The following is a 20,587-nucleotide window of genomic DNA, read 5'->3' as shown; positions in this document are numbered from 1 at the left end:
ATTTAGCAAATATTTGAACAAAAAGACATCGATTTAATTAATTTTGCCGATTTACTAAATTATCAATCAGCAAATAATAATTATTACCAGTTCTATATCAATTCAAATACAGGTCTTACAAAATAATTTACAGTCATGTATAATGGTGTGTGATAAATATATTAATAATTTTTAATAAACATAAATTTAACTATATATTGGAAATTACTGAAAAAGGTAGGCGCTAAATATGGGTGATTTTAAAAATCGAATTAACGTCAATATCAATGACCAACACTATACAATTGTTGGTACGGATAATCCAGAGCATATACGCTATGTAGCGAATTTAGTAGATGAAAAGCTAAAGGAGTTAGGCCGTAAAAATGCTGGTTTAGATACTACAAGAAAAGCAATCTTAACAGCGGTTAATGTGATGCATGAAAAAGTGCAATTGGAAGAGGAAAATGAACGTTTGCAACAACAGATTAAACAACTTCAAGATAGAAAAGACCAATGATAATCGATGTACTAAGTCTATTATTTATTATTTTTTTAGGATTTATTGGATTTAGACGTGGTACAGCATTTAGTGTTTTACATATAGGTACGATGATGGTAGCCTTATTTATTGCTAAATCCTATTATTTACCAATAGCAGAGCGCTTGGAATTGTTTTTGCCTTATCCTAAAACACAGGCTTATGATATAACATTTGCAATATCATTTAATCATCTAGAAACTCGTTTCTATCATATTATTGCCTTTATTGTAATAGCATCACTGGCAAAACTTATTTTTTATGCCATTATCGTTACGTTTGACAATTTAATATTAGCACATAAGTTAAGTAAGATGAGTAGGGGAATAGGAGTCATTGTCAGTATATTTGCGGCAAGTATTTATCTCGTACCGTTGCTATATATTACTTCACTTTACCCTAACGCGTGGATTCAATCCCAATTGACATCTTCGATAATTGCGAAGCAACTTATAACACAACTACCCATACTATCTCAGTTTGTTGTGAATATTTAATATCTTTCATAGGTGATGAAGGATAAAAACATAGGAGGATAAGACAAAGCGGCCATACTGCTACCAAGGCAAAAGTCATTTGTTTTATCTTTTTTTTATGGAGGGAATTGTAATGACTAAAAAAGATATCATTCAACTATTAGAAAAAATTGCTATATATATGGAATTGAAAGGTGAAAACACATTTAAAGTCTCAGCATATCGTAAAGCAGCACAAAGTCTAGAAATTGACGAACGACTACTTGATGAAATTAACGATGTCACTGAGCTAAAAGGTATCGGAAAAGGTGTAGGTGAAGTCATTAATGAATATTACCAAACAGGAGAATCAATGACTTTAAATAGTTTAGAACAAGAGGTGCCTGCTGGATTAATTCCATTGATGAAAATACAAGGTTTAGGTAGTAAAAAAATTGCCAAACTGTATAAAGAGTTAAATGTCATTGATAAAACAACTTTACAACAAGCATGTGAAGCAGGGAAAGTCAGTGAATTAAGTGGTTTTGCTAAAAAGACAGAACAAAATATTTTAGAAGCGGTTAAAGCATTAGGTGCTAGAAAAGAGAAATACCCAATAGATCAAATGCGTGGTTTAAATCTAAAAATAAAAGCGCATTTGGAAACTATTAATCAAATTGATAAATTTGAAGTTGCAGGTAGCTTTAGACGCTTTAAAGAGATGAGTAAAGATTTAGATTATATTATTAGCACAGATGAACCTGAATTAGTGCAACAAGCATTATTAACAATACCAAATAAAGTCAAAGAAGTTGCCGTGGGCCAAACTAAAGTATCACTTGAAATTGATTATGACGATGAAATTATCGGTGTTGATTTCAGGTTAATTGAACCTGCAGCTTTTTATCATACGTTACAACATTTTACAGGGTCAAAAGATCATAATATACGTATTCGTCAAATGGCAAAGGAACGTAATGAAAAAATTAGTGAGTATGGTATAGAACAAGCAGATGGTAATTTATTACAGTACCAAAGCGAAGCTGAAATTTATCAACATTACGACGTAAATTGGATTGCCCCTCCATTAAGAGAAGATGGTAGTGAATTTGATAAAAATTTAGAGCAAATTGTACAGTTAAATGATATTAATGGCGATATCCACATGCATACAACATATAGTGATGGTGCATTTAGTATTAAAGATATGGTGGAAGCAAATATTGCCAAAGGCTATGAATTTATGGTAATTACTGACCATTCACAAAGTTTAAAAGTAGCGAATGGTTTATCTGAAGAACGGTTATTACGCCAAATCGACGAAATTAAACAATTAAATGCTGAATATGATGAAATTGATATATATTCAGGCATAGAAATGGACATTTTACCTAATGGTGATTTAGATTATAGTAATGAAATTTTAGCGCAATTAGATTATGTTATTGTTGCAATACATCAAAGTTTTAATCAATCTGAAGCAGAGATTATGCAACGTTTAGAAAATGCATGTCGTAATCCTTATGTTAAACATATTGCACATCCAACTGGACGTATTATTGGTAAAAGACCAGGTTATGAACCTAACATTGAGCAATTATGTGCTTTGGCAGAAGAAACGAATACAGTGTTGGAAATTAATGCTAATCCTAAAAGATTAGATTTAAGTGCTGATGTGTTGAGAAAACATCCCAATCTAATGCTAACAATTAATACTGATGCCCATCATATTGACCATTTAGATTTTATGGCTTATGGGGTAGCAACAGCGCAAAAAGGATTTGTAACAAAAAATCGAGTTATTAATGCAATGTCGCGCACAGCTTTTCAGTCATTTGTAAACGACAATATTAAATTGAAGAAATAGAGGGATTAGATGAGACAGAAATCATTAGATGTCTTAGAATTCGATAAAATCAAGCAGAGTGTTGAAAATGAGGCCATGAGTGATATTGGTCGAGAAAAAGCTCGCGGCATGACACCTGCTATAGATTTTGATACTGTAACTTTTCAAATCGCAGAAATAGATGAAATTGCCCAAATTTATAATAAACATCGCATGCCTAGTATGAGTGGGTTGGCACAAGTGCAACAATATATTCATCGGGCGACAATTGGTGGCGTATTAAATGTAAATGAGCTCAATGTGATCAAACGATTGATCCAAATACAAAATCAATTTAAGACGTTTTACAATCAATTAGTAGAGGAAGACGAAGGAGAAATCCAGTTCCCGATTTTAAATGATAAAATGGAACAATTACCGATTTTAACGGATTTATATCAAACAATACATCAAAAATGTGATGCTTATGATTTGTTTGATGATGCTAGTTATGAACTACAAGGTATTCGCAGTAAAATTTCAAATACAACACAAAAAATCAAACAAAATCTAGATAAAATCGTCAAAAGTCAAAGTAATCAAAAGAAATTATCAGATGCTATTGTTACTGTTCGTAATGATCGCAATGTTATACCTGTAAAAGCTGAATATCGTCAAGACTTTAATGGTATCGTTCATGACCAATCAGCTTCAGGACAAACACTTTATATCGAACCATCATCTGTAGTTGAAATGAATAATACAATCAGTAGGTTAAAAAATGATGAGGCTGTCGAACGTGAGCGCATATTAATTGAAATAACGGCACAAGTTGCAGCAGAAGCAGACGCATGCCTAACTGCAGAAAATGTTATGGGACAAATTGACTTTTTAACAGCTAAAGCGAGATATGCACGCTCAATTAAAGGAACAAAACCAACATTTCATCAAGATCGAACAGTCTATTTACCTAAAGCATTTCATCCATTATTAGATAGAGATACTGTTGTCGCCAATACGATTGAATTTGCTGAAGATATTTCAACTGTTATTATTACAGGTCCAAATACGGGCGGTAAAACAGTAACGTTAAAAACGTTAGGACTTATTGTCATCATGTCTCAATCAGGCTTATTAATACCTACTTTAGATGGAGCCCAGTTAAGTGTATTTGAAAATGTCTTTTGTGATATTGGTGATGAACAATCTATTGAACAATCACTGTCTACTTTTTCATCACATATGACGAATATAGTCGAAATTTTAGAAGAAGCGAATGGTAATAGTTTAATACTTTTTGATGAGTTAGGCGCAGGTACCGACCCGAGTGAGGGTGCAGCGTTAGCTATGAGTATTTTAGATTATGTACGAGCAGTTGATTGTCTAGTTATGGCAACGACCCATTATCCTGAGCTCAAGGCTTATAGTTATAATAGACAAGGTGTCATGAATGCCAGTGTAGAATTCGATGTGACAACATTAAGTCCAACATATAAATTATTAATGGGCGTACCTGGACGTTCAAATGCCTTTGATATTTCTAAAAAATTAGGTTTGAAAATGAGTGTGATTCAAAAAGCTAAATCCATGATTGGTCAAGATGAGCAAGAAATAAATGAAATGATTGCGTCATTAGAACATAATTCTAAACGCGTTGATGAACAACGTATTGAATTAGACGAATTGTTAAGAGAAGCACAAGCTACACATGATGCACTAACAAAGCAATATCACAACTACCAAGCATACGAACGTCAGCTCATGGATGAAGCCAAAGAAAAAGCTAATCAACGTGTTAAAGCAGCTACTAACGAGGCTGATGAAATTGTTAAAGACTTACGTAAGTTGAGAGATCAAAAAGGTGCAGATGTAAAAGAACATGAACTTATCGATAAGAAAAAACGTCTAGATGACCAATATGAAGCTAAATCCATTAAGCAAAATGTCAAAAAGCAAAAATGGGACAAAATCACTGCGGGTGATGAAGTGAAAGTATTAACCTATGGACAAAAAGGGGAAGTACTTGAGTTGTCAGGAGATGACGAAGCGGTAGTTCAAATGGGTATTATTAAAATGAAATTACCACTTCAAGATTTAGAAAAAACACAAAAAACTCAAGAACAACCAACGAAAATGGTTAAGCGTTCCAATAGACAAAATATTAAAATGGATTTAGACTTAAGGGGCTATCGATATGAAGAAGCGTTGAGCGAATTAGATCAATATATCGATCAAGCTGTGTTAAGTAACTACCAACAAGTGAATATTATTCATGGTAAAGGTACAGGCGCATTACAAAAAGGTGTACAAAACTATTTGAAAAAGCATAAAAGTGTGGCATCATATAGGAATGGAATGCCAAGTGAAGGTGGCTTCGGTGTTACCGTTGTAGAATTAAAATAATAGTGAGCAAGTATTATGCATATGAAAATAAAATTTGTTATAATTTGCTCATCATTTGAAAATAAGGAGGATTGGCATTTATGGCAATCGTAAAAGTAACGGATTCAAATTTTGATGAAAATATCCAATCTGGTGTTAATTTAGTAGACTTCTGGGCAACTTGGTGTGGACCTTGTAAAATGATTGCACCAGTTTTAGAAGAGTTAGCAGGCGACTATGATGGAAAAGCTAATATTTTAAAATTAGATGTAGATGAAAACCCATCAACTGCAGCTAAATTTGAAGTAATGAGTATTCCAACATTAATCGTATTCAAAGATGGAGAACCAGTTGATAAAGTAGTAGGTTTCCAACCAAAAGAAAACTTAGCTGAAGTTATCGACAAATATCTATAAGTATAAAATAAATAAAGTGGACTGTATTTGTAATTTATTGTCCAACTGCACTAAAGTTTATTAATATGACTTTCAGTGCAACAGTCAGCTATTGTTAATACGTTAAATAAGAGAGTGTGGAACATTTACGATGTCTCACGCTCTTTATTTGTATAAATATCGGCAATATGATGATTGAAATTGTAACGAAGGGAGGTAAAACTATGGTGGAACAATATCAAGAAAACATTAAACAAAAATTAACAGTAGTACCTATGGAACCTGGCTGTTATTTAATGAAAGATCGCAACAATCAAATTATTTATGTCGGAAAAGCAAAAAAGTTACGAAATAGATTACGTTCATATTTTACTGGCGCTCATGACGCAAAAACTACAAGACTAGTTGGTGAAATACGTAATTTTGAATATATTGTCACATCAAGTGAAACAGAATCACTTTTATTAGAGTTGAATTTAATTAAACAATATCAACCACGTTATAATATTTTATTAAAAGATGATAAAAGTTATCCCTTCATTAAAATCACAAAAGAAAAGCATCCAAAACTTATTGTGACACGTACGGTTAAGAAGGGCAGTGGTAAGTATTTTGGGCCATATCCAAATGCATACTCAGCGCAAGAAACGAAAAAATTACTAGATCGAATTTATCCATTTAGAAAATGCGATAAAATGCCAGATAAGTTATGTCTGTATTATCATATAGGTCAATGTATGGGGCCGTGTGTTTATCCTGTAGATTTAAATAAATATGCTGAGATGACAAAAGAAATAACGGATTTCCTAAATGGTGAAGATAAAACAATAATGCGTAATTTAGAACATAAAATGCAAGCTGCGAGTGAAGATTTAGACTTTGAACAAGCGAAAGAGTATCGTGATTTAATACAACATATTCAAAATCTCACGAAGAAACAGAAAATTACTTCGACCGATAATACGGTTAGAGATATATTTGGTTATAGTGTCTCTAAAGGTTGGATGTGTATTCAAGTGTTTTTTATAAGACAAGGTAATATGATTAAACGTGATGCTACAATGATTCCTATCCAACAAACTGAAGAAGAAGAGTTTTATACTTTTATCGGGCAATTCTATGATTTAAATCAACATATCCTCCCTAAAGAAGTACACATTCCTAAACATTTAGATAGTGAAGTTGTTCAATCGGTAGTAGATACGAAAATTGTTCAACCGCAAAAAGGGAAGAAAAAAGAGATGGTTGATTTAGCCAATCATAATGCTGAACTTAGTTTAGAGAATAAATTCGAGTTAATTGCTAAAGATGAATCTCGTACAATAAAAGCAATAGAAGAAATTGGTGATAGAATGGGAATTCAAACACCCATTCGAATTGAAGCGTTTGATAACTCTAATATTCAAGGTGTTGATCCTGTATCAGCAATGGTGTCATTTGTTGATGGGAAACCAAATAAAAAGGGCTATCGCAAATACAAAATTAAATCAGTCGAAGGGCCTGATGATTATAAATCAATGCGTGAAGTTGTACGTAGAAGATATAGTCGTGTCTTAAATGAAGGGTTACCGTTACCAGATTTAATTATCGTTGATGGTGGTAAAGGTCATATGAATGGCGTAATTGATGTTTTAGAAAATGAACTCGGTTTAGATATTCCAGTTGCAGGTTTGAAAAAAAATGATAAACACCAAACTGCAGATTTATTATATGGTAAAGAAGCAGAACTAGTACCATTGAAAAAGAATAGCCAAGCGTTTTATTTATTACAACGTATACAAGACGAGGTACACCGTTTTGCTATTACATTCCATCGCCAAACACGACAAAAAACTGGATTACAATCTGTATTAGATACCGTTGAAGGAATAGGTACAAAACGTAAAACTAAATTATTACGTACATTTGGGTCAATAAAAAAAATGAAAGATGCATCAATTGAGGAATTACAACAAAGTGGTTTACCACTAAATGTTGCGAAAAACCTACATGATGCATTACATGACAATAGTGACAAAAAAAATTAGGCATGAGAATCATTCTCATGCCCAATTTACAATTATTTAGTGTTACAATAAGAAATAACGAGGTTTCTTTTTTTGGGTTTATTTGGAAGCGTTTTCTAATTGAGAAATATTATCATTTAATTATGGAACATTGTATGTAGTGTAATATATAAACGTATTGAAAATTTAATGCTTAGTTTATATTTAATTATATCACATGTAAGTTTCATTTTTTTGATGATTATACTTTGCTTAATTGGTTTGCGTGATACAAAGCAATAAAGAAATCAAAATTTAATTGTTTCACAGGGGGGACTTCCTTTTGGCTTATACGAAAAATCAATTCTATTTAAGACGCTTACATTCATTATTAGGCGTAATACCTATAGGTGGCTTTTTATTAGTTCACTTAATGGTTAACCACCAAGCGACTAAAGGTGCAGAAGCGTTCAATAAAGCAGCTGCATTTATGGAATCATTACCATTTTTAATCGCTTTGGAATTTGTCGTGATTTATATTCCGATATTGTATCACGCAGTTTACGGTGTACATATTGCCTTTACGGCAAAAGAAAATGTTGGTCATTATTCAGCATTTAGAAACTGGATGTTTTTATTCCAACGTATCACGGGTGTAATTACTTTTGTTTTCATTGCAATTCACTTATGGCAAACAAGAATTCAACGTGCATTAGGACATGAAGTTAACTTTGATATGGTACATGACATTGTAACTAACCCAGGATGGTTAATTTTCTATATCGTTTGTTTATTAGCTGTTACATTCCACTTTGCAAACGGCTTATGGTCATTCGGTGTAACGTGGGGTATTTTACAATCTAAAAAATCTCAACAAATTTTCACATGGGTTTCACTAGTCGTATTTATAGTTGTATCATATATAGGAATTAGCGCGATTTTAGCTTTCCTATAAGTTTTTTAATTTAATTTGATTTTTAGAGATATTTAGGGGAGTGACAAGATATGGCAGAGAAGAAAGTTATTGTTGTCGGTGGAGGACTTGCCGGTCTGATGTCAACAATTAAAGCAGCAGAGCAAGGTGCACAAGTAGACTTGTTCTCACTTGTACCTGTTAAACGTTCACATTCAGTGTGTGCGCAAGGTGGTATAAATGGTGCAGTAAATACTAAAGGTGAAGGCGATTCACCGGACATACACTTTGACGATACAGTATATGGTGGGGACTTTTTAGCAAACCAACCTCCAGTTAAAGCAATGACTGAAGCAGCACCTAAAATTATCCATTTACTTGACCGTATGGGTGTAATGTTTAACCGTACCAACGAAGGATTACTCGATTTTAGACGTTTTGGTGGTACAATGCATCATAGAACAGCTTATGCTGGTGCAACAACCGGACAACAGTTGTTATACGCACTAGATGAACAAGTAAGAAGTTTTGAAGTAGATGGTTTAGTAAATAAATACGAAGGCTGGGAATTCTTAGGTATAGTTAAGGATGACGAAAATACAGCTAGAGGTATTGTTGCACAAAATTTAACTACTTCAGAAATCCAATCATTTGGCTCAGATGCTGTAATTATGGCTACAGGTGGACCTGGAATTATCTTTGGTAAAACTACTAATTCTATGATTAATACAGGATCTGCTGCTTCAATTGTTTATCAACAAGGTGCTAAATACGCTAATGGTGAGTTTATTCAAATTCATCCAACAGCAATACCAGGTGATGATAAGTTAAGATTAATGAGTGAATCAGCACGTGGTGAAGGTGGTCGTATTTGGACTTATAAAGACGGTAAGCCTTGGTACTTCTTAGAAGAAAAATATCCGGATTATGGTAACTTAGTACCACGTGATATTGCAACACGTGAAATCTTTGATGTCTGTGTTAACCAAAAATTAGGCATTAACGGTGAAAACATGGTTTACCTTGATTTATCACATAAAGACCCACATGAATTAGACGTTAAATTAGGTGGTATCATTGAGATTTACGAAAAATTCACTGGTGATGATCCTAGAAAAGTACCAATGAAAATCTTCCCAGCAGTACATTACTCTATGGGTGGCTTATATGTTGACTATGATCAAATGACGAATGTTAATGGTCTGTTTGCTGCTGGTGAGTGTGATTACTCACAACACGGTGGTAATCGTTTAGGTGCGAACTCATTACTATCAGCGATTTATGGTGGTACTGTTGCAGGGCCAAATGCTGTCAAATATATTCAAGATATTGAAAAATCATATAGTGATTTAGATGAGACAATTTTTGAACGTCGTGTACAGGAAGAACAAGAAAAATTCGATCACTTATTAGCAATGAAAGGTGAAGAAAATGCCTATAAACTTCATCGCGAATTAGGTGAAATTATGACAGCTAATGTAACTGTAGTACGTGAAAATGAAAGTTTATTAGAAACAGATCGTAAAATTGTAGAATTGATGGAACGTTATAAAAATATTGATATTGAAGATACACAAACTTGGAGTAACCAAGCAGTATTCTTCACTCGCCAATTATGGAATATGCTTGTATTAGCTCGTGTTATTACTATTGGGGCATACAATCGTAATGAATCTAGAGGTGCACATTTCAAACCAGAATTCCCAGATAGAAACGATGAGGAATGGTTGAAAACAACTTTAGCAGAATATCAAGGAAAAACAGAAGCACCAAAATTCACCTACGATCCTGTAGATATTAGCTTAATTCCACCTCGTAAACGTGACTATACGCAAAAGTCTAAAGGAGGTAAATAATCATGGCAGATACTCAACAAGCAACTGAACAACAAAACCAACAAAAAACAATCAAATTAATTATCAAGCGTCAAGATAATGATCAAGCAAAGCCTTACGAAGAAGAATTTGAAATTCCATACAGAGAAAACTTAAACGTTATCGCTTGTCTGATGGAAATTAGACGTAATCCAATCAATAGTAAAGGTGAAAAAACGACACCGGTTATTTGGGATATGAACTGTCTTGAAGAGGTTTGTGGTGCTTGTTCTATGGTTATTAATGGTCAAGCAAGACAATCATGTTCAGCTATCGTTGATCAACTTGAACAACCAATTAGATTAGAGCCAATGAGCACTTTCCCAGTTATTCGTGACTTGCAAGTTGACCGTTCTAGAATGTTCGATAACCTAAAACGTATGAAAGCATGGGTACCAATTGACGGTACATATGATTTAGGTCCTGGACCACGTATGCCAGAGAAAAAACGTCAAACTGCTTATGAATTATCTAAGTGTATGACTTGTGGTGTATGTTTAGAAGTTTGTCCTAACGTTACAAGTAAAAATGACTTCGTTGGTGCACAAGCTATCTCACAAGTTAGATTATTTAACTTACATCCAACAGGTTCAATGACAAAAGACGAAAGATTAGAAGCACTAATGGGCGGTGGAGGCTTACAAGAATGTGGTAATTCACAAAACTGTGTAAATGCTTGTCCAAAAGGCATCCCATTAACTACTTCTATCGCAGCATTGAATAGAGAAACTTCATTCCATATGTTCAAATCATTCTTTGGTTCTGACCATCAAGTAAATTAATATTTATATACCAACATCTGTGGCGTAAACAGGTGTTGGTTTTTTTATGAAAAAATTTATATAAAATTTCTAAGTAATATAAAGTGAGATAGATGAATTAAAAAAAGTATCTGTGCTACAATAGTAGTTACTAATATTAAGAGGATGAACGCATATATGGATAAACCAATCGGAGTTATAGATTCAGGAGTTGGTGGTTTGACTGTTGCTAGTGAAATTATCCGCCAACTTCCCAATGAAACAATTTATTACTTAGGAGATATTAAACGCTGTCCTTATGGTCCGAGAGCAAGTGAGGAAGTTAAAGCATTTACTATTCAATTGGCACAAAAGTTATTACAATATGATATTAAAATGCTAGTTATTGCATGCAACACTGCAACTGCAGTGGCATTAAAAACGCTACAAGAACAATTAACAATTCCTGTTATTGGCGTTATAGAACCTGGCGCAAGGACTGCAATTATGACTACTAAAAATCAAAATGTTTTAATTTTAGGTACAGAAGGTACAATAAAATCTGAAGCTTACCGTCATCATATTAAGAATATCAACCCAAATGTCGAAGTATCAGGCGTAGCATGTCCAGGATTTGCACCTTTAGTAGAGCAAATGCGCTATAAAGATCCGACAATTACGAGCATCTTAATCCATCAAACTTTAAAACAATGGCGTAATTGTAAAGCTGATACAGTAATATTAGGATGTACGCATTATCCATTACTGTATAAGCCAATCTATGACTATTTTGGTGGTAATAAAACAGTGATTTCATCTGGATTAGAGACAGCTAGAGAAGTTAGTGCATTACTAACATTCAGTAACGAACATGCAGGTTATCAAAAAAATCCTAAGCATAAATTTTTTGCGACAGGGGATACAGAACATATCGAAAGAATTATTGCAGAATGGCTAAAAATGAATGTTACAGTCGAAGTAGTCGATGTAGAGGAGGAAGTAGTAAGTGAAAGATATAGTCATAGCATCTAATAACAAAGGAAAAATAAACGATTTTAAAGTTATTTTTCCTGAGTATAATATCATTCCAATCGGTGATTTAATTCCAGGTTTCGATGTTGAAGAAACAGGTGCTACTTTTGAAGATAATGCTAAATTAAAGTCTGAAGCAGCAGCACAAGCTTTAAATAAGCCTGTAATCGCAGATGATAGTGGATTAGAAGTATTTGCTTTAAATGGTGAGCCTGGCGTATATTCAGCTAGGTATGCAGGTTTAGAAAAAGATGATGATGCAAATATCAAAAAAGTATTAGAGCAGCTAGGTGACACAGAGGATCGTCGTGCTCAATTTGTTTGTGTCGTTAGCCTAAGTGCACCAAATGAAAAAACAATTCAATTTAAAGGCACAGTTCAAGGTGAAATTACACTAAATAAAATTGGTGATGAGGGATTTGGCTATGATCCAATATTCTACGTACCAGATTTAAATAAAACCATGGCACAGCTACAAGCGCATGAAAAAAGTGAGATTAGCCATCGAGGTAAGGCAATCGACCAATTACAACGCTATTTAAAGGATGATAATTAATGTCGAAATGGATAATTGTAAGTGATAATCATACGGAAAAAGGTATCTTATTTGAAGTGATTAATCACCACCCAGATGCTGATGTAGCCATACATCTTGGAGATTCTGAGTTTACTTATGAAGATAGTGAACTTAGTTATTATTATAAAGTAAAAGGGAATACCGATTTTTATCCAGAATTTGAAAACGAACAAGTCATAAATAGTGAAAGCTGCCGAGCATTTATTACACATGGGCATCTATATCAAGTTAATCGTAGTAGAATGCAACTGGCCGAACGTGCCCATGAAGCAAACTGTCAATTAGCATTTTATGGGCATACACATGTTGCAAAATATGAAAATATTGCAGGTGTGCATGTCATCAACCCTGGTAGTATTAGTCAATCAAGAAGCAGTGAAGAAGAAAGTTATGCAGAACTGTTAATTGCTGAAGACACTAATGCAGTTACTTTGAATTTTAGAAATCGTCGACATGAAATAATAGAAACAATTAATTTTGAATTATGATCTCTAAAAGCGTGTAAGTGAATGTCGAATTATAATGCATAGTAAGTGGAGTTGTAACTATGCATTATAATTTATATTTACTTAATGATTGTTATTGAAAAAAAGAGGGTTATTAGGTTATAAATCGTGCAAAATGGCTATTTATAGTGAAAAATCATCATTATTTTAATTATAAAAGTATTGCTTTATAAAGATGAATTAGATATAATAATTATTGTGTTCAAAACGTGATGTCCTGGTAGCTCAGCTGGATAGAGCAATGGCCTTCTAAGCCATCGGTCAGGGGTTCGAATCCCTTCCAGGACGCTAATAAACCCCGTTAACCATTGTGGTTACGGGGTTTTAATTTTGTTTGGGGAAAATATGGGGAAAGTAATTTAAAGATTATCTAAAAACTCAATTATATTTTTATCTTCACGTTCATAAGTTTCCTCTAATAAGTGTAAATATACGCTTTGCGTTACTAATGTAGAGGCATGGCCTAATCGTTTAGAAATATAATGTAAACTATAACTGTTGTGTATTAAAACAGATGCGTGTGTGTGTCTTAGGGCGTTGATTGTGATACTTTTTTTAATGCCTAGATGATTGCATGCTTTTCTTAACACTTTATTTACAGCAGTATTTGAAATCACGCTACCATTTACTGTAAACACATAGCCATTCATATTTGCAGGTTTATCATTAATATATTGTTTAACTTTATATAAAGTATTAGTATCTATAGAAATTATACGATCTGATGTTTCTGTTTTTGTACCTGGTAAGTGAATTTTATTATTACCTAAATAAAAATCATCACGTTTCATATTAGCAATTTCAGAAAATCGACCACCTGTCACAAGTGCCATGAGAAGCACAAGTGATGAGGTGGTATTTTTTTGTTCTAAATAATGCTTTAACTTCACATAATCGGTGTGATTAATAAATTTTAAATCTTCATCCTTACTTGGATTATCACCAGTAACCGTAGCTTTATATGTAGGATTACGTAATATTAAGCCTTCATGTATAGCTTGGTCACAAGCATTGCGTACATAACTATTTAATTTACGTGCAGTTTCTCTATTATGAGATTTACCATACTCATTTAAGAATTGTTGGTAATCACTTTGTTTAATATCTTTAAGTAATTTGTTATTAAAATAATTTTTAAGATGCATATGAGCAGATTCATAACGATTAAGTGTTGACTTAGACACATGAGGTAACTTATTAATCTCATACCATTGTTTGAAATAATCTACAAATATAACATCATTGGAAATATCGAAACCACGCTTTAAATTATATTCTAGATCATTAGCATGTACTTGTGCTTCTTTCTTAGTATTAAATCCACCTTTTTGTATACGCTTATTTTGTCCTGAATCATCTTTATACGAAATAACATAACGCCACGTTTTACCACGTTTTTCAAAACTTGCCATAGTTATCCCCTTTAATAGACTTTAAAATTCTATCAATTTGATAATATTCTTGATTATATAATTTTTCGTTAATTTTATGTTTATTATACAAGTCGTTCAATTGTGATAAATGAATTTTATATTTTAAAACAATATAATCTTCGATGTATTTATTTATATGTTCTTTGTCGCTTGTACTCAATTTAATTTTGTTAAAGTATTTTGGATTTTCTGGATCTGTTAAATGAAACATTATATCATTTATTGGAAAATCAAAATGCTCTTTATCGCTTTCTCCATTTCGTTTTTCATATTTTAAAGAATTAATTTTTGAAGTATCATCTTCGTAATCATTAACAAACGCATTCATTAATGATGTACTATCATCTAAATAAGTGGCAAGTTGGATTTCACCATTTGCTATTTCGTTTATATTATTAATATAAAAATTCATTTCAGAAAAATTGGAATTGGTAATAAATTTCAAATAGTTAGTGATAAATCTTTTGTTTGGAATAATTTTTGTGCCGTTTTCTATACCACTAATATGACTTTGAGAATATCCTAACACGTCCCCGATTTTTTGGGCTGACACTTTATACTTTTTTCTAGCCTTCTTTAACTCTTCGCCTATTTTAGAACTTAATTCTTTTTCGATCATTTACAATCACCTCAATATGAATAGTAACATTAAAACCTTTTTAAAGAAATAGAAAATTACCACTGGACATAAAAATGAAAATAGTAGAGTTAAATAAAGTTAAAGAAATAAGAAATTATCTCTAGACATAAACAAACAATTATAGTAGAATTAAATCAAATCAAAAGAGATAAAATATTATCTCTAGAAATGAGGTGAATGCAAATGATTGAAGTCAAAGACCCTAAAGAATTAAATAAGCAAATCGTAATGAGTGGCAACACGAAAAACAGTTTTGCATCTTTAATAGGAGTTTCTCCTGCTACTTTAACTATCTTATTTAAAGATAAAAAAGTTAGTCCTAAAACTGCAAAGCTCATTACAGACAGTTTAGGTATAAACTTTGATGACTTTTTTAAAATAAAGGGGCATAACATGATTAAACAAATTTTTGATGACAAAGAAATTCGTTTTATTGAAAAAGACGGTGAGTATTGGGCAATAGCAGGAGATGTTGCAAAAATTTTAGATTTTAGAGATGCACATACTGCCACTAGAGTATTACCAAACCATGTAAAGGATACTCACAAAGTGTGTACCCTTGGTGGTGAACAAGTAGTAACTATTATTAATGAAAAAGGTATATACAGACTTGTAATGAGATCTAATAAAACTGAAGCATTGGACTTTCAAGACTGGATTTGTGATGTACTTGTTGAATTACGACAAGCAACTGGTCTTAAAGGATATGAGGCGTTTCGTATGTTGGATAAGCAAAAGCAAAAAGAGGCAATGGCTATTATCCAGAGAGCGCACAAATCAGATAAACCAATCAATTACATTAAAGCGAATACGATTGCTAATAAAGCAGTATCTACTGCATTTGGCTATAAAAAGATGATTGGCAAAGATGAAATGACACCAGATATGTTAGAAGTACGACAAGCGATACTTGATGATGTTGTAAAACTTACTGAAGCAAAACAACAATTCAATTTGGATATTAAAGTTAGTGAAAGTATTTATGACAAGTATGGGGTGGCACAATGAAGCAAACTATAGAAAAAACCTTCGAACAGACGATGCTTGAACATCGAACAATTTGGAATCGAGAGCAATTCCTACAGCATATTAATTTAAGTTGGAATACAGCAACAAAAATATTGTTATATAATCCAAAATTTCAAGAGGATCTAAAAGCATTTGTACATTATCCAGATGAATATAACAATAAATGGTTATTTTGTGCTGAACCAATGCGGAAGTATATAGAAACAAATTTTCATGAAATATTTAACAAACAAAATGATTATTAGGAGAAGATAACATGAAATTATTCGCAACACTTATCACAGCAAGCTCATTGACATCATTTGCAGTAGGTTATGTGACGGAAGATATATTTAATAGTTTTGCTTTATACACGCCACTAGCTGTTTTGTCATGGGCAATAACAGAATGGTTTAATGATAGAAAAATTAGAAAACAATTATTGGAGGAAAAATAATATGAATCAAGAAATATTGAACGCATTTGAAGAAATGTCGAGCGCTTCTAATAAAGTTTATTCAATAGGTGGTGAAATAGATAGACTTTCAGAACTGTCAGGAGTATTAAGTGAAAAAGTTACAACTTACAGAGAAGTAGGAGATTATGACGGCGCAAATGCAATTAGTGTGATATTGATAGACGACATCAAATCAGAAATTGATGATTTGTTTGAACAATTTTATGAATCTATGGAAATATTCAAACAAAAAGCAAAAAAATTAAAAAATGTATGTGCTTATCATGGAATTAACATCAAATTAAGCAAAAGCGATAATGTCGTTAAATTTAATAAACAAGGAGAGTTATAAAATGACAAAAGATGAATATATAGAGCAGACAGAAAAAATGCATCATTTAATGGGGCAAAGTGATTACTCAAACGAATTAATGCAATGGTTAGTTGATTACTGTAATTCAAAACCACTTGAAAAAGAAATTAGCGAAGATTTGGGAGAATTGCTTTTTAATTTAAATAACAAGTTAACTATCGATTTAGCAGATTTAAAAATGCAAATGCAACAAATTAGAGAAGGAGAATAAATAATATGAATTTTGAAATGGATAATATAGGTACACAACTAGAATTATTGAAGGAAAATTTTGAAGATTTGAAGGAAGCGCAAGGTTGGTTTGACGATGAGTGTTTACCGTATGACCGCAATTATCTTATGACTAAAGATGAAGCTCTTTCATATGCTCATGTTCACAGTAAACAAATGTTTGACCTATTGAGATTGTATATAAACGAATTTGATACGATTATTAAAGAGTTTAGAGAATTAGAAAAAGCGTCATCTGAACAGCGACCAAACTCAACAGATAACGCATAAGAACAAACACATGAGGTAATCATGCATGGATATTTTATCATGGTTGCCTCTCAATTAAAAAGAGGTGAAAGCATGAAAGAGTTTAACAAAATAAAATTGGATAACGATTTTCGTATATCCATTATACAATATGACAGCCTTTATGCCAACTCATTTAGAGCATTTGATACATGGAATTGGTCTGATTGGCTGAATAAATTACAAATACCAATGAATCATACTGATAAATATAAACGTGGTTTAGTGCTTTATGGAGATGTAAAAGATGAAGTGAAAGACGGTGAAACAATACTGAAATACCGTAAAGACGACAATATTATTAATCGTTCAGTGATTGCACTAGATTATGATAAAATTACTGATTTCAAAGGTCTATACAATGCTATTTGCAAGCAATTAGAAAGCTATTCTTGGGCATTTCATACCACGCATTCACATACTACTGATAAGCCACGTATACGCTTAATGATGCCTTTAAATGAACCTGTGAGTGCAGAGGATTATCGTAAATATAGTAGGGCGTTAGCAAATCATGTTGGTTATGAAGTAGATGAAGCTAGTTTTGTACCATCTCAAGCTATGGCGTTACCAGTTAAGAAGGATAAAATCGCAGCATACATGTTTAGGCATAACGATGCACCAGCTATTACAAGTGAACAGTTAGAAAGTTTGTCTAGAAATCTAGACAATCATCAAAAAGATAAACCAATTATTATTAATTACTCAAACCAATATAAAAAACGTGATTCATCATATTGGCGTGATATAGCCTTCGGTGTAGGAGAAGGTGAACGTAATCAATCTTTAGCTTCAATAAGTGGCTACCTATTACGCAGATATGTTGAACCTGAACTTGTATATGGACTCGTGACAGCGTGGGGTAAATCATGTAATCCACCGATGGTCGATAGCGAAATTAATAAAACATTTAATTCTATACTCAAAAAACATATGAGCAACTAGAGGGGGACGGTATATGACAGTAGAGGAAATGGAAGTAACTCAAGAAGATGTTTTTGAAAATATGAATAAATTTAAAAAATTTCAAGAAATTAATAAAGATAAACCAACAATCCCAGAACCCTATTTAATTAAAGGTAAATGGTTATATCTGGAAAAAGAGAAAAAGAATAATAAAGGTGAAGTTATAGATGTAGCACATATTTATATTACTAGCACGCCACCTTATGTTACTGAAAGATATAAAAATATTGAATCTGGTGAATTTTATTATGAATTAGAATTTGAAGATGCAAAACGTAAATATAAATTACCAGTGTTAGCTCGAGATATTACTCAAAGTAAATATTTAGTAGAGCTTGCAAGTAAAGGGTTAGAGGTTACTCAAAATGAAGCAGCTAATCTCGTTCAATATCTTAGTTTTTACAGACGTTTTAATAAGATACCAGATTACGATGTAGCTACACGATTAGGTAATATAAACGGTCATTTCATCTCAACTTATGATGAAGATAAGCAAGATAATCAATACAAAATATTTAATTCTGATAAGGGGTATCGAGCGTTGATTGATGCGTTTGAAACAAAAGGTAGTATTGATGATTATATAAACGGTGTGTTCAATCCAATTAAAAATAACCCAATGGTTATGATGATGTTCTATAGCTCATTAGCTTCAGTATTACTCAAAGATTTCGATGTAGATCCTTTTGTAAGTGAAATATCAGGGCGTACCTCAAGTGGTAAAACATTCACTTTAAAGATATGTGCAAGTATATGGGGAAATCGTAAATTAGTTACTGAATGGAATGCCACAAATGTCAGTGTAGAGCGTATGGCTTCGTTTTTAAATTCATTCCCTTTAATTAAAGATGACACACGTAAGGCAGATAATCCATTTAGGATACCAAGTATTGTATATCAATTTTCTGGTGGGCAATCTAAAGGTCGTGGCAATTCTGACCGTTCTATTGATTATTTAGAACCGTGGAACAATATCATGCTTTCAAGTGGCGAGGTTGCTATACCAGATATTGCACCCGATAAGGCAGGTGTTGCAGGGCGTGTTATTACTTTACAAGATGACCCATTTCCTAACACTGATAAAGCTGAATTTGGCGATATAGCTAAAGCAATGGAAAATAATCATGGTTTACTAGGTAAGTTATTCATCAAGCAATATAGAGCTGACAAAGATAAATACAAATCATCATTTGAGAGTGCCGTTAAATATTTTATGAAACAGGCTAACGGAAATGAAGTGATGGATCGTATAGCACGTAGTTTTGCACTGCTGCAGATTACTGGTGAGATATTAAATGATATTGAAGGCTTTGAGCATGACCCATATATTAATGTGAATAAAGCACATACAAGTATGATGAAGAATAATAAAAATATTGATAAACCAAAACAATTATTAGAAGAATTGCTTGAAAAGTTAAATGCGAATCGAGGTCGTATTGCCTACAATAAATACTACCATGATAATGCAGAATTAATGGCCATTTATAAAAATGAGTTTTTATTGGTTATGACACCAACTATAAAAGAAATGCTAGGTGCTGAATTTAATTCCACTGTTAAACAATGGGACGAAAGAGGATACCTTGAAACGAATAATTATGGCAAACAAAAAAATATTACTTTTGCTGGTGAATCTCAAAAAGGTTATGCCATCAAAACAGCCATAATAAAAGAATTAGGATTTAACTTTGAAAAAATAAATTACTAGTATTACTACTTAATTACTACATTTATAGCAAAAGTAGTAATTCTTGTAACCATTGGTATTAAAAGGTTTAAAGGCGTTGAACTATATAAAATTACTACTATTACTACTTTCAAAATAGGAGGTTATATATAAAGTACACAAAAAACGGTGTGTTTCTTATAAACGTACCCCCTTAAAAAAAGTAGTAATTGTAGTAATTGTAGTAATTGATAGCTCAAAACCACTGGTATAAAAAGCTTTGAGAGATTACCCTAAGTAGTAATTTTAGAAAATAAA

At 32.5% G+C, this 20,587-nt stretch carries 22 protein-coding genes and 1 tRNA gene; 21 read left to right on the top strand and 2 right to left on the bottom strand.

Features of this window, described 5'->3' with window-relative positions:
• Positions 1 to 229 precede the first annotated feature (229 nt).
• From zapA to MUA37_RS08760, 13 genes are all read left to right on the top strand, one after another.
• Positions 230 to 499, top strand: a complete 270-nt coding sequence (gene zapA, locus MUA37_RS08820; protein WP_002510888.1) for a cell division protein ZapA — start codon at positions 230 to 232, stop codon at positions 497 to 499.
• Entirely contained in the window at positions 496 to 1,017 is a 522-nt protein-coding gene (locus tag MUA37_RS08815; RefSeq protein ID WP_262624524.1) for a CvpA family protein, read from the top strand. Before zapA ends, MUA37_RS08815 begins: the two co-directional genes overlap by 4 nt.
• 112 nt (positions 1,018 to 1,129) lie before the next feature.
• A complete protein-coding gene (gene polX / locus MUA37_RS08810; protein ID WP_262624523.1) occupies positions 1,130 to 2,842 on the top strand; it encodes a DNA polymerase/3'-5' exonuclease PolX in 1,713 nt (570 codons plus the stop codon).
• A gap of 9 nt (positions 2,843 to 2,851) precedes the next feature.
• Positions 2,852 to 5,203, top strand: a complete 2,352-nt coding sequence (locus MUA37_RS08805; RefSeq protein ID WP_262624522.1) for an endonuclease MutS2 — start codon at positions 2,852 to 2,854, stop codon at positions 5,201 to 5,203.
• An 80-nt stretch (positions 5,204 to 5,283) separates the two neighbouring features.
• A complete protein-coding gene (gene trxA / locus MUA37_RS08800; protein WP_232198577.1) occupies positions 5,284 to 5,598 on the top strand; it encodes a thioredoxin in 315 nt (104 codons plus the stop codon).
• Positions 5,599 to 5,801: 203 nt separating this feature from the next.
• Positions 5,802 to 7,604, top strand: a complete 1,803-nt coding sequence (gene uvrC / locus MUA37_RS08795; protein WP_254712578.1) for an excinuclease ABC subunit UvrC — start codon at positions 5,802 to 5,804, stop codon at positions 7,602 to 7,604.
• Positions 7,605 to 7,905: 301 nt separating this feature from the next.
• Positions 7,906 to 8,517: a succinate dehydrogenase cytochrome b558 subunit gene (locus MUA37_RS08790; protein WP_002510894.1), complete on the top strand. Its 612-nt coding sequence runs from the start codon at positions 7,906 to 7,908 to the stop codon at positions 8,515 to 8,517.
• Positions 8,518 to 8,567: 50 nt separating this feature from the next.
• Entirely contained in the window at positions 8,568 to 10,331 is a 1,764-nt protein-coding gene (gene sdhA / locus MUA37_RS08785) for a succinate dehydrogenase flavoprotein subunit (RefSeq protein ID WP_002510895.1), read from the top strand.
• 2 nt (positions 10,332 to 10,333) lie between these two features.
• On the top strand, positions 10,334 to 11,131 hold the full coding sequence (gene sdhB, locus MUA37_RS08780) for a succinate dehydrogenase iron-sulfur subunit (protein WP_002510896.1): 798 nt from the start codon (positions 10,334 to 10,336) through the stop codon (positions 11,129 to 11,131).
• Between the two features lie 156 nt (positions 11,132 to 11,287).
• Positions 11,288 to 12,121, top strand: coding sequence for a glutamate racemase (gene racE / locus MUA37_RS08775; protein ID WP_002510897.1), 834 nt, complete (start codon positions 11,288 to 11,290; stop codon positions 12,119 to 12,121).
• On the top strand, positions 12,096 to 12,677 hold the full coding sequence (locus MUA37_RS08770) for an XTP/dITP diphosphatase (protein WP_262614906.1): 582 nt from the start codon (positions 12,096 to 12,098) through the stop codon (positions 12,675 to 12,677). Before racE ends, MUA37_RS08770 begins: the two co-directional genes overlap by 26 nt.
• A complete protein-coding gene (locus MUA37_RS08765) occupies positions 12,677 to 13,186 on the top strand; it encodes a YfcE family phosphodiesterase (RefSeq protein ID WP_002510899.1) in 510 nt (169 codons plus the stop codon). Before MUA37_RS08770 ends, MUA37_RS08765 begins: the two co-directional genes overlap by 1 nt.
• Before the next feature lie 232 nt (positions 13,187 to 13,418).
• Positions 13,419 to 13,492: transfer RNA gene (locus MUA37_RS08760), tRNA-Arg, on the top strand.
• A gap of 71 nt (positions 13,493 to 13,563) precedes the next feature.
• Here MUA37_RS08760 and MUA37_RS08755 read toward each other — a convergent pair.
• Both MUA37_RS08755 and MUA37_RS08750 read right to left on the bottom strand, forming a co-directional pair.
• The gene (locus MUA37_RS08755; protein WP_262624521.1) at positions 13,564 to 14,616 is read right to left on the bottom strand and encodes a site-specific integrase; all 1,053 of its coding nucleotides are present in this window, start codon (positions 14,614 to 14,616) and stop codon (positions 13,564 to 13,566) included.
• Positions 14,603 to 15,256 carry a helix-turn-helix domain-containing protein gene (locus MUA37_RS08750; RefSeq protein ID WP_262624520.1) on the bottom strand — a complete coding sequence of 218 codons (654 nt, stop codon included), beginning with the start codon at positions 15,254 to 15,256 and terminating at the stop codon, positions 14,603 to 14,605. The genes MUA37_RS08755 and MUA37_RS08750 overlap by 14 nt, the downstream gene beginning before the upstream one ends.
• Before the next feature lie 414 nt (positions 15,257 to 15,670).
• Here MUA37_RS08750 and MUA37_RS08745 point away from each other — a divergent pair, with 414 nt between their 5' ends.
• The 8 genes from MUA37_RS08745 to MUA37_RS08710 all read left to right on the top strand — a co-directional run bounded on the left by MUA37_RS08745 (position 15,671) and on the right by MUA37_RS08710 (position 20,311).
• Positions 15,671 to 16,285, top strand: a complete 615-nt coding sequence (locus MUA37_RS08745; RefSeq protein WP_262624925.1) for a BRO-N domain-containing protein — start codon at positions 15,671 to 15,673, stop codon at positions 16,283 to 16,285.
• Positions 16,282 to 16,551 carry a DUF771 domain-containing protein gene (locus MUA37_RS08740; RefSeq protein ID WP_262624519.1) on the top strand — a complete coding sequence of 90 codons (270 nt, stop codon included), beginning with the start codon at positions 16,282 to 16,284 and terminating at the stop codon, positions 16,549 to 16,551. The genes MUA37_RS08745 and MUA37_RS08740 overlap by 4 nt, the downstream gene beginning before the upstream one ends.
• Positions 16,552 to 16,562: 11 nt before the next feature.
• Positions 16,563 to 16,742, top strand: a complete 180-nt coding sequence (locus MUA37_RS08735; protein WP_262624518.1) for a hypothetical protein — start codon at positions 16,563 to 16,565, stop codon at positions 16,740 to 16,742.
• Position 16,743: 1 nt separating this feature from the next.
• Positions 16,744 to 17,094, top strand: a complete 351-nt coding sequence (locus MUA37_RS08730; protein ID WP_262624517.1) for a hypothetical protein — start codon at positions 16,744 to 16,746, stop codon at positions 17,092 to 17,094.
• Between the two features lies 1 nt (position 17,095).
• The gene (locus tag MUA37_RS08725) at positions 17,096 to 17,326 is read left to right on the top strand and encodes a hypothetical protein (RefSeq protein ID WP_041079686.1); all 231 of its coding nucleotides are present in this window, start codon (positions 17,096 to 17,098) and stop codon (positions 17,324 to 17,326) included.
• A 5-nt stretch (positions 17,327 to 17,331) separates the two neighbouring features.
• The gene (locus MUA37_RS08720) at positions 17,332 to 17,616 is read left to right on the top strand and encodes a type II toxin-antitoxin system toxin TscT (protein ID WP_262624516.1); all 285 of its coding nucleotides are present in this window, start codon (positions 17,332 to 17,334) and stop codon (positions 17,614 to 17,616) included.
• 72 nt (positions 17,617 to 17,688) lie between these two features.
• The gene (locus MUA37_RS08715; protein WP_262624515.1) at positions 17,689 to 18,579 is read left to right on the top strand and encodes a primase alpha helix C-terminal domain-containing protein; all 891 of its coding nucleotides are present in this window, start codon (positions 17,689 to 17,691) and stop codon (positions 18,577 to 18,579) included.
• Positions 18,580 to 18,592: 13 nt separating this feature from the next.
• On the top strand, positions 18,593 to 20,311 hold the full coding sequence (locus tag MUA37_RS08710) for a DUF927 domain-containing protein (protein ID WP_262624514.1): 1,719 nt from the start codon (positions 18,593 to 18,595) through the stop codon (positions 20,309 to 20,311).
• Positions 20,312 to 20,587: the final 276 nt, after the last annotated feature.

Source organism: Staphylococcus arlettae (genome assembly GCF_025560845.1).
Lineage (GTDB): Bacteria > Bacillota > Bacilli > Staphylococcales > Staphylococcaceae > Staphylococcus > Staphylococcus arlettae.
Note: the sequence above shows the minus strand (reverse complement) of the source record. Positions and strands in the feature narration are given on the sequence as shown.

Coding starts and splice junctions, on each gene's coding strand:
- zapA (WP_002510888.1), top strand. CDS start 230: ATGGGTGATTTTAAAAATCGAATTAACGTCAATATCAATGACCAACAC.
- MUA37_RS08815 (WP_262624524.1), top strand. CDS start 496: ATGATAATCGATGTACTAAGTCTATTATTTATTATTTTTTTAGGATTT.
- polX (WP_262624523.1), top strand. CDS start 1,130: ATGACTAAAAAAGATATCATTCAACTATTAGAAAAAATTGCTATATAT.
- MUA37_RS08805 (WP_262624522.1), top strand. CDS start 2,852: ATGAGACAGAAATCATTAGATGTCTTAGAATTCGATAAAATCAAGCAG.
- trxA (WP_232198577.1), top strand. CDS start 5,284: ATGGCAATCGTAAAAGTAACGGATTCAAATTTTGATGAAAATATCCAA.
- uvrC (WP_254712578.1), top strand. CDS start 5,802: ATGGTGGAACAATATCAAGAAAACATTAAACAAAAATTAACAGTAGTA.
- sdhA (WP_002510895.1), top strand. CDS start 8,568: ATGGCAGAGAAGAAAGTTATTGTTGTCGGTGGAGGACTTGCCGGTCTG.
- sdhB (WP_002510896.1), top strand. CDS start 10,334: ATGGCAGATACTCAACAAGCAACTGAACAACAAAACCAACAAAAAACA.
- racE (WP_002510897.1), top strand. CDS start 11,288: ATGGATAAACCAATCGGAGTTATAGATTCAGGAGTTGGTGGTTTGACT.
- MUA37_RS08765 (WP_002510899.1), top strand. CDS start 12,677: ATGTCGAAATGGATAATTGTAAGTGATAATCATACGGAAAAAGGTATC.
- MUA37_RS08755 (WP_262624521.1), bottom strand. CDS start 14,616: ATGGCAAGTTTTGAAAAACGTGGTAAAACGTGGCGTTATGTTATTTCG.
- MUA37_RS08750 (WP_262624520.1), bottom strand. CDS start 15,256: ATGATCGAAAAAGAATTAAGTTCTAAAATAGGCGAAGAGTTAAAGAAG.
- MUA37_RS08745 (WP_262624925.1), top strand. CDS start 15,671: ATGATTAAACAAATTTTTGATGACAAAGAAATTCGTTTTATTGAAAAA.
- MUA37_RS08740 (WP_262624519.1), top strand. CDS start 16,282: ATGAAGCAAACTATAGAAAAAACCTTCGAACAGACGATGCTTGAACAT.
- MUA37_RS08735 (WP_262624518.1), top strand. CDS start 16,563: ATGAAATTATTCGCAACACTTATCACAGCAAGCTCATTGACATCATTT.
- MUA37_RS08730 (WP_262624517.1), top strand. CDS start 16,744: ATGAATCAAGAAATATTGAACGCATTTGAAGAAATGTCGAGCGCTTCT.
- MUA37_RS08725 (WP_041079686.1), top strand. CDS start 17,096: ATGACAAAAGATGAATATATAGAGCAGACAGAAAAAATGCATCATTTA.
- MUA37_RS08720 (WP_262624516.1), top strand. CDS start 17,332: ATGAATTTTGAAATGGATAATATAGGTACACAACTAGAATTATTGAAG.
- MUA37_RS08715 (WP_262624515.1), top strand. CDS start 17,689: ATGAAAGAGTTTAACAAAATAAAATTGGATAACGATTTTCGTATATCC.
- MUA37_RS08710 (WP_262624514.1), top strand. CDS start 18,593: ATGACAGTAGAGGAAATGGAAGTAACTCAAGAAGATGTTTTTGAAAAT.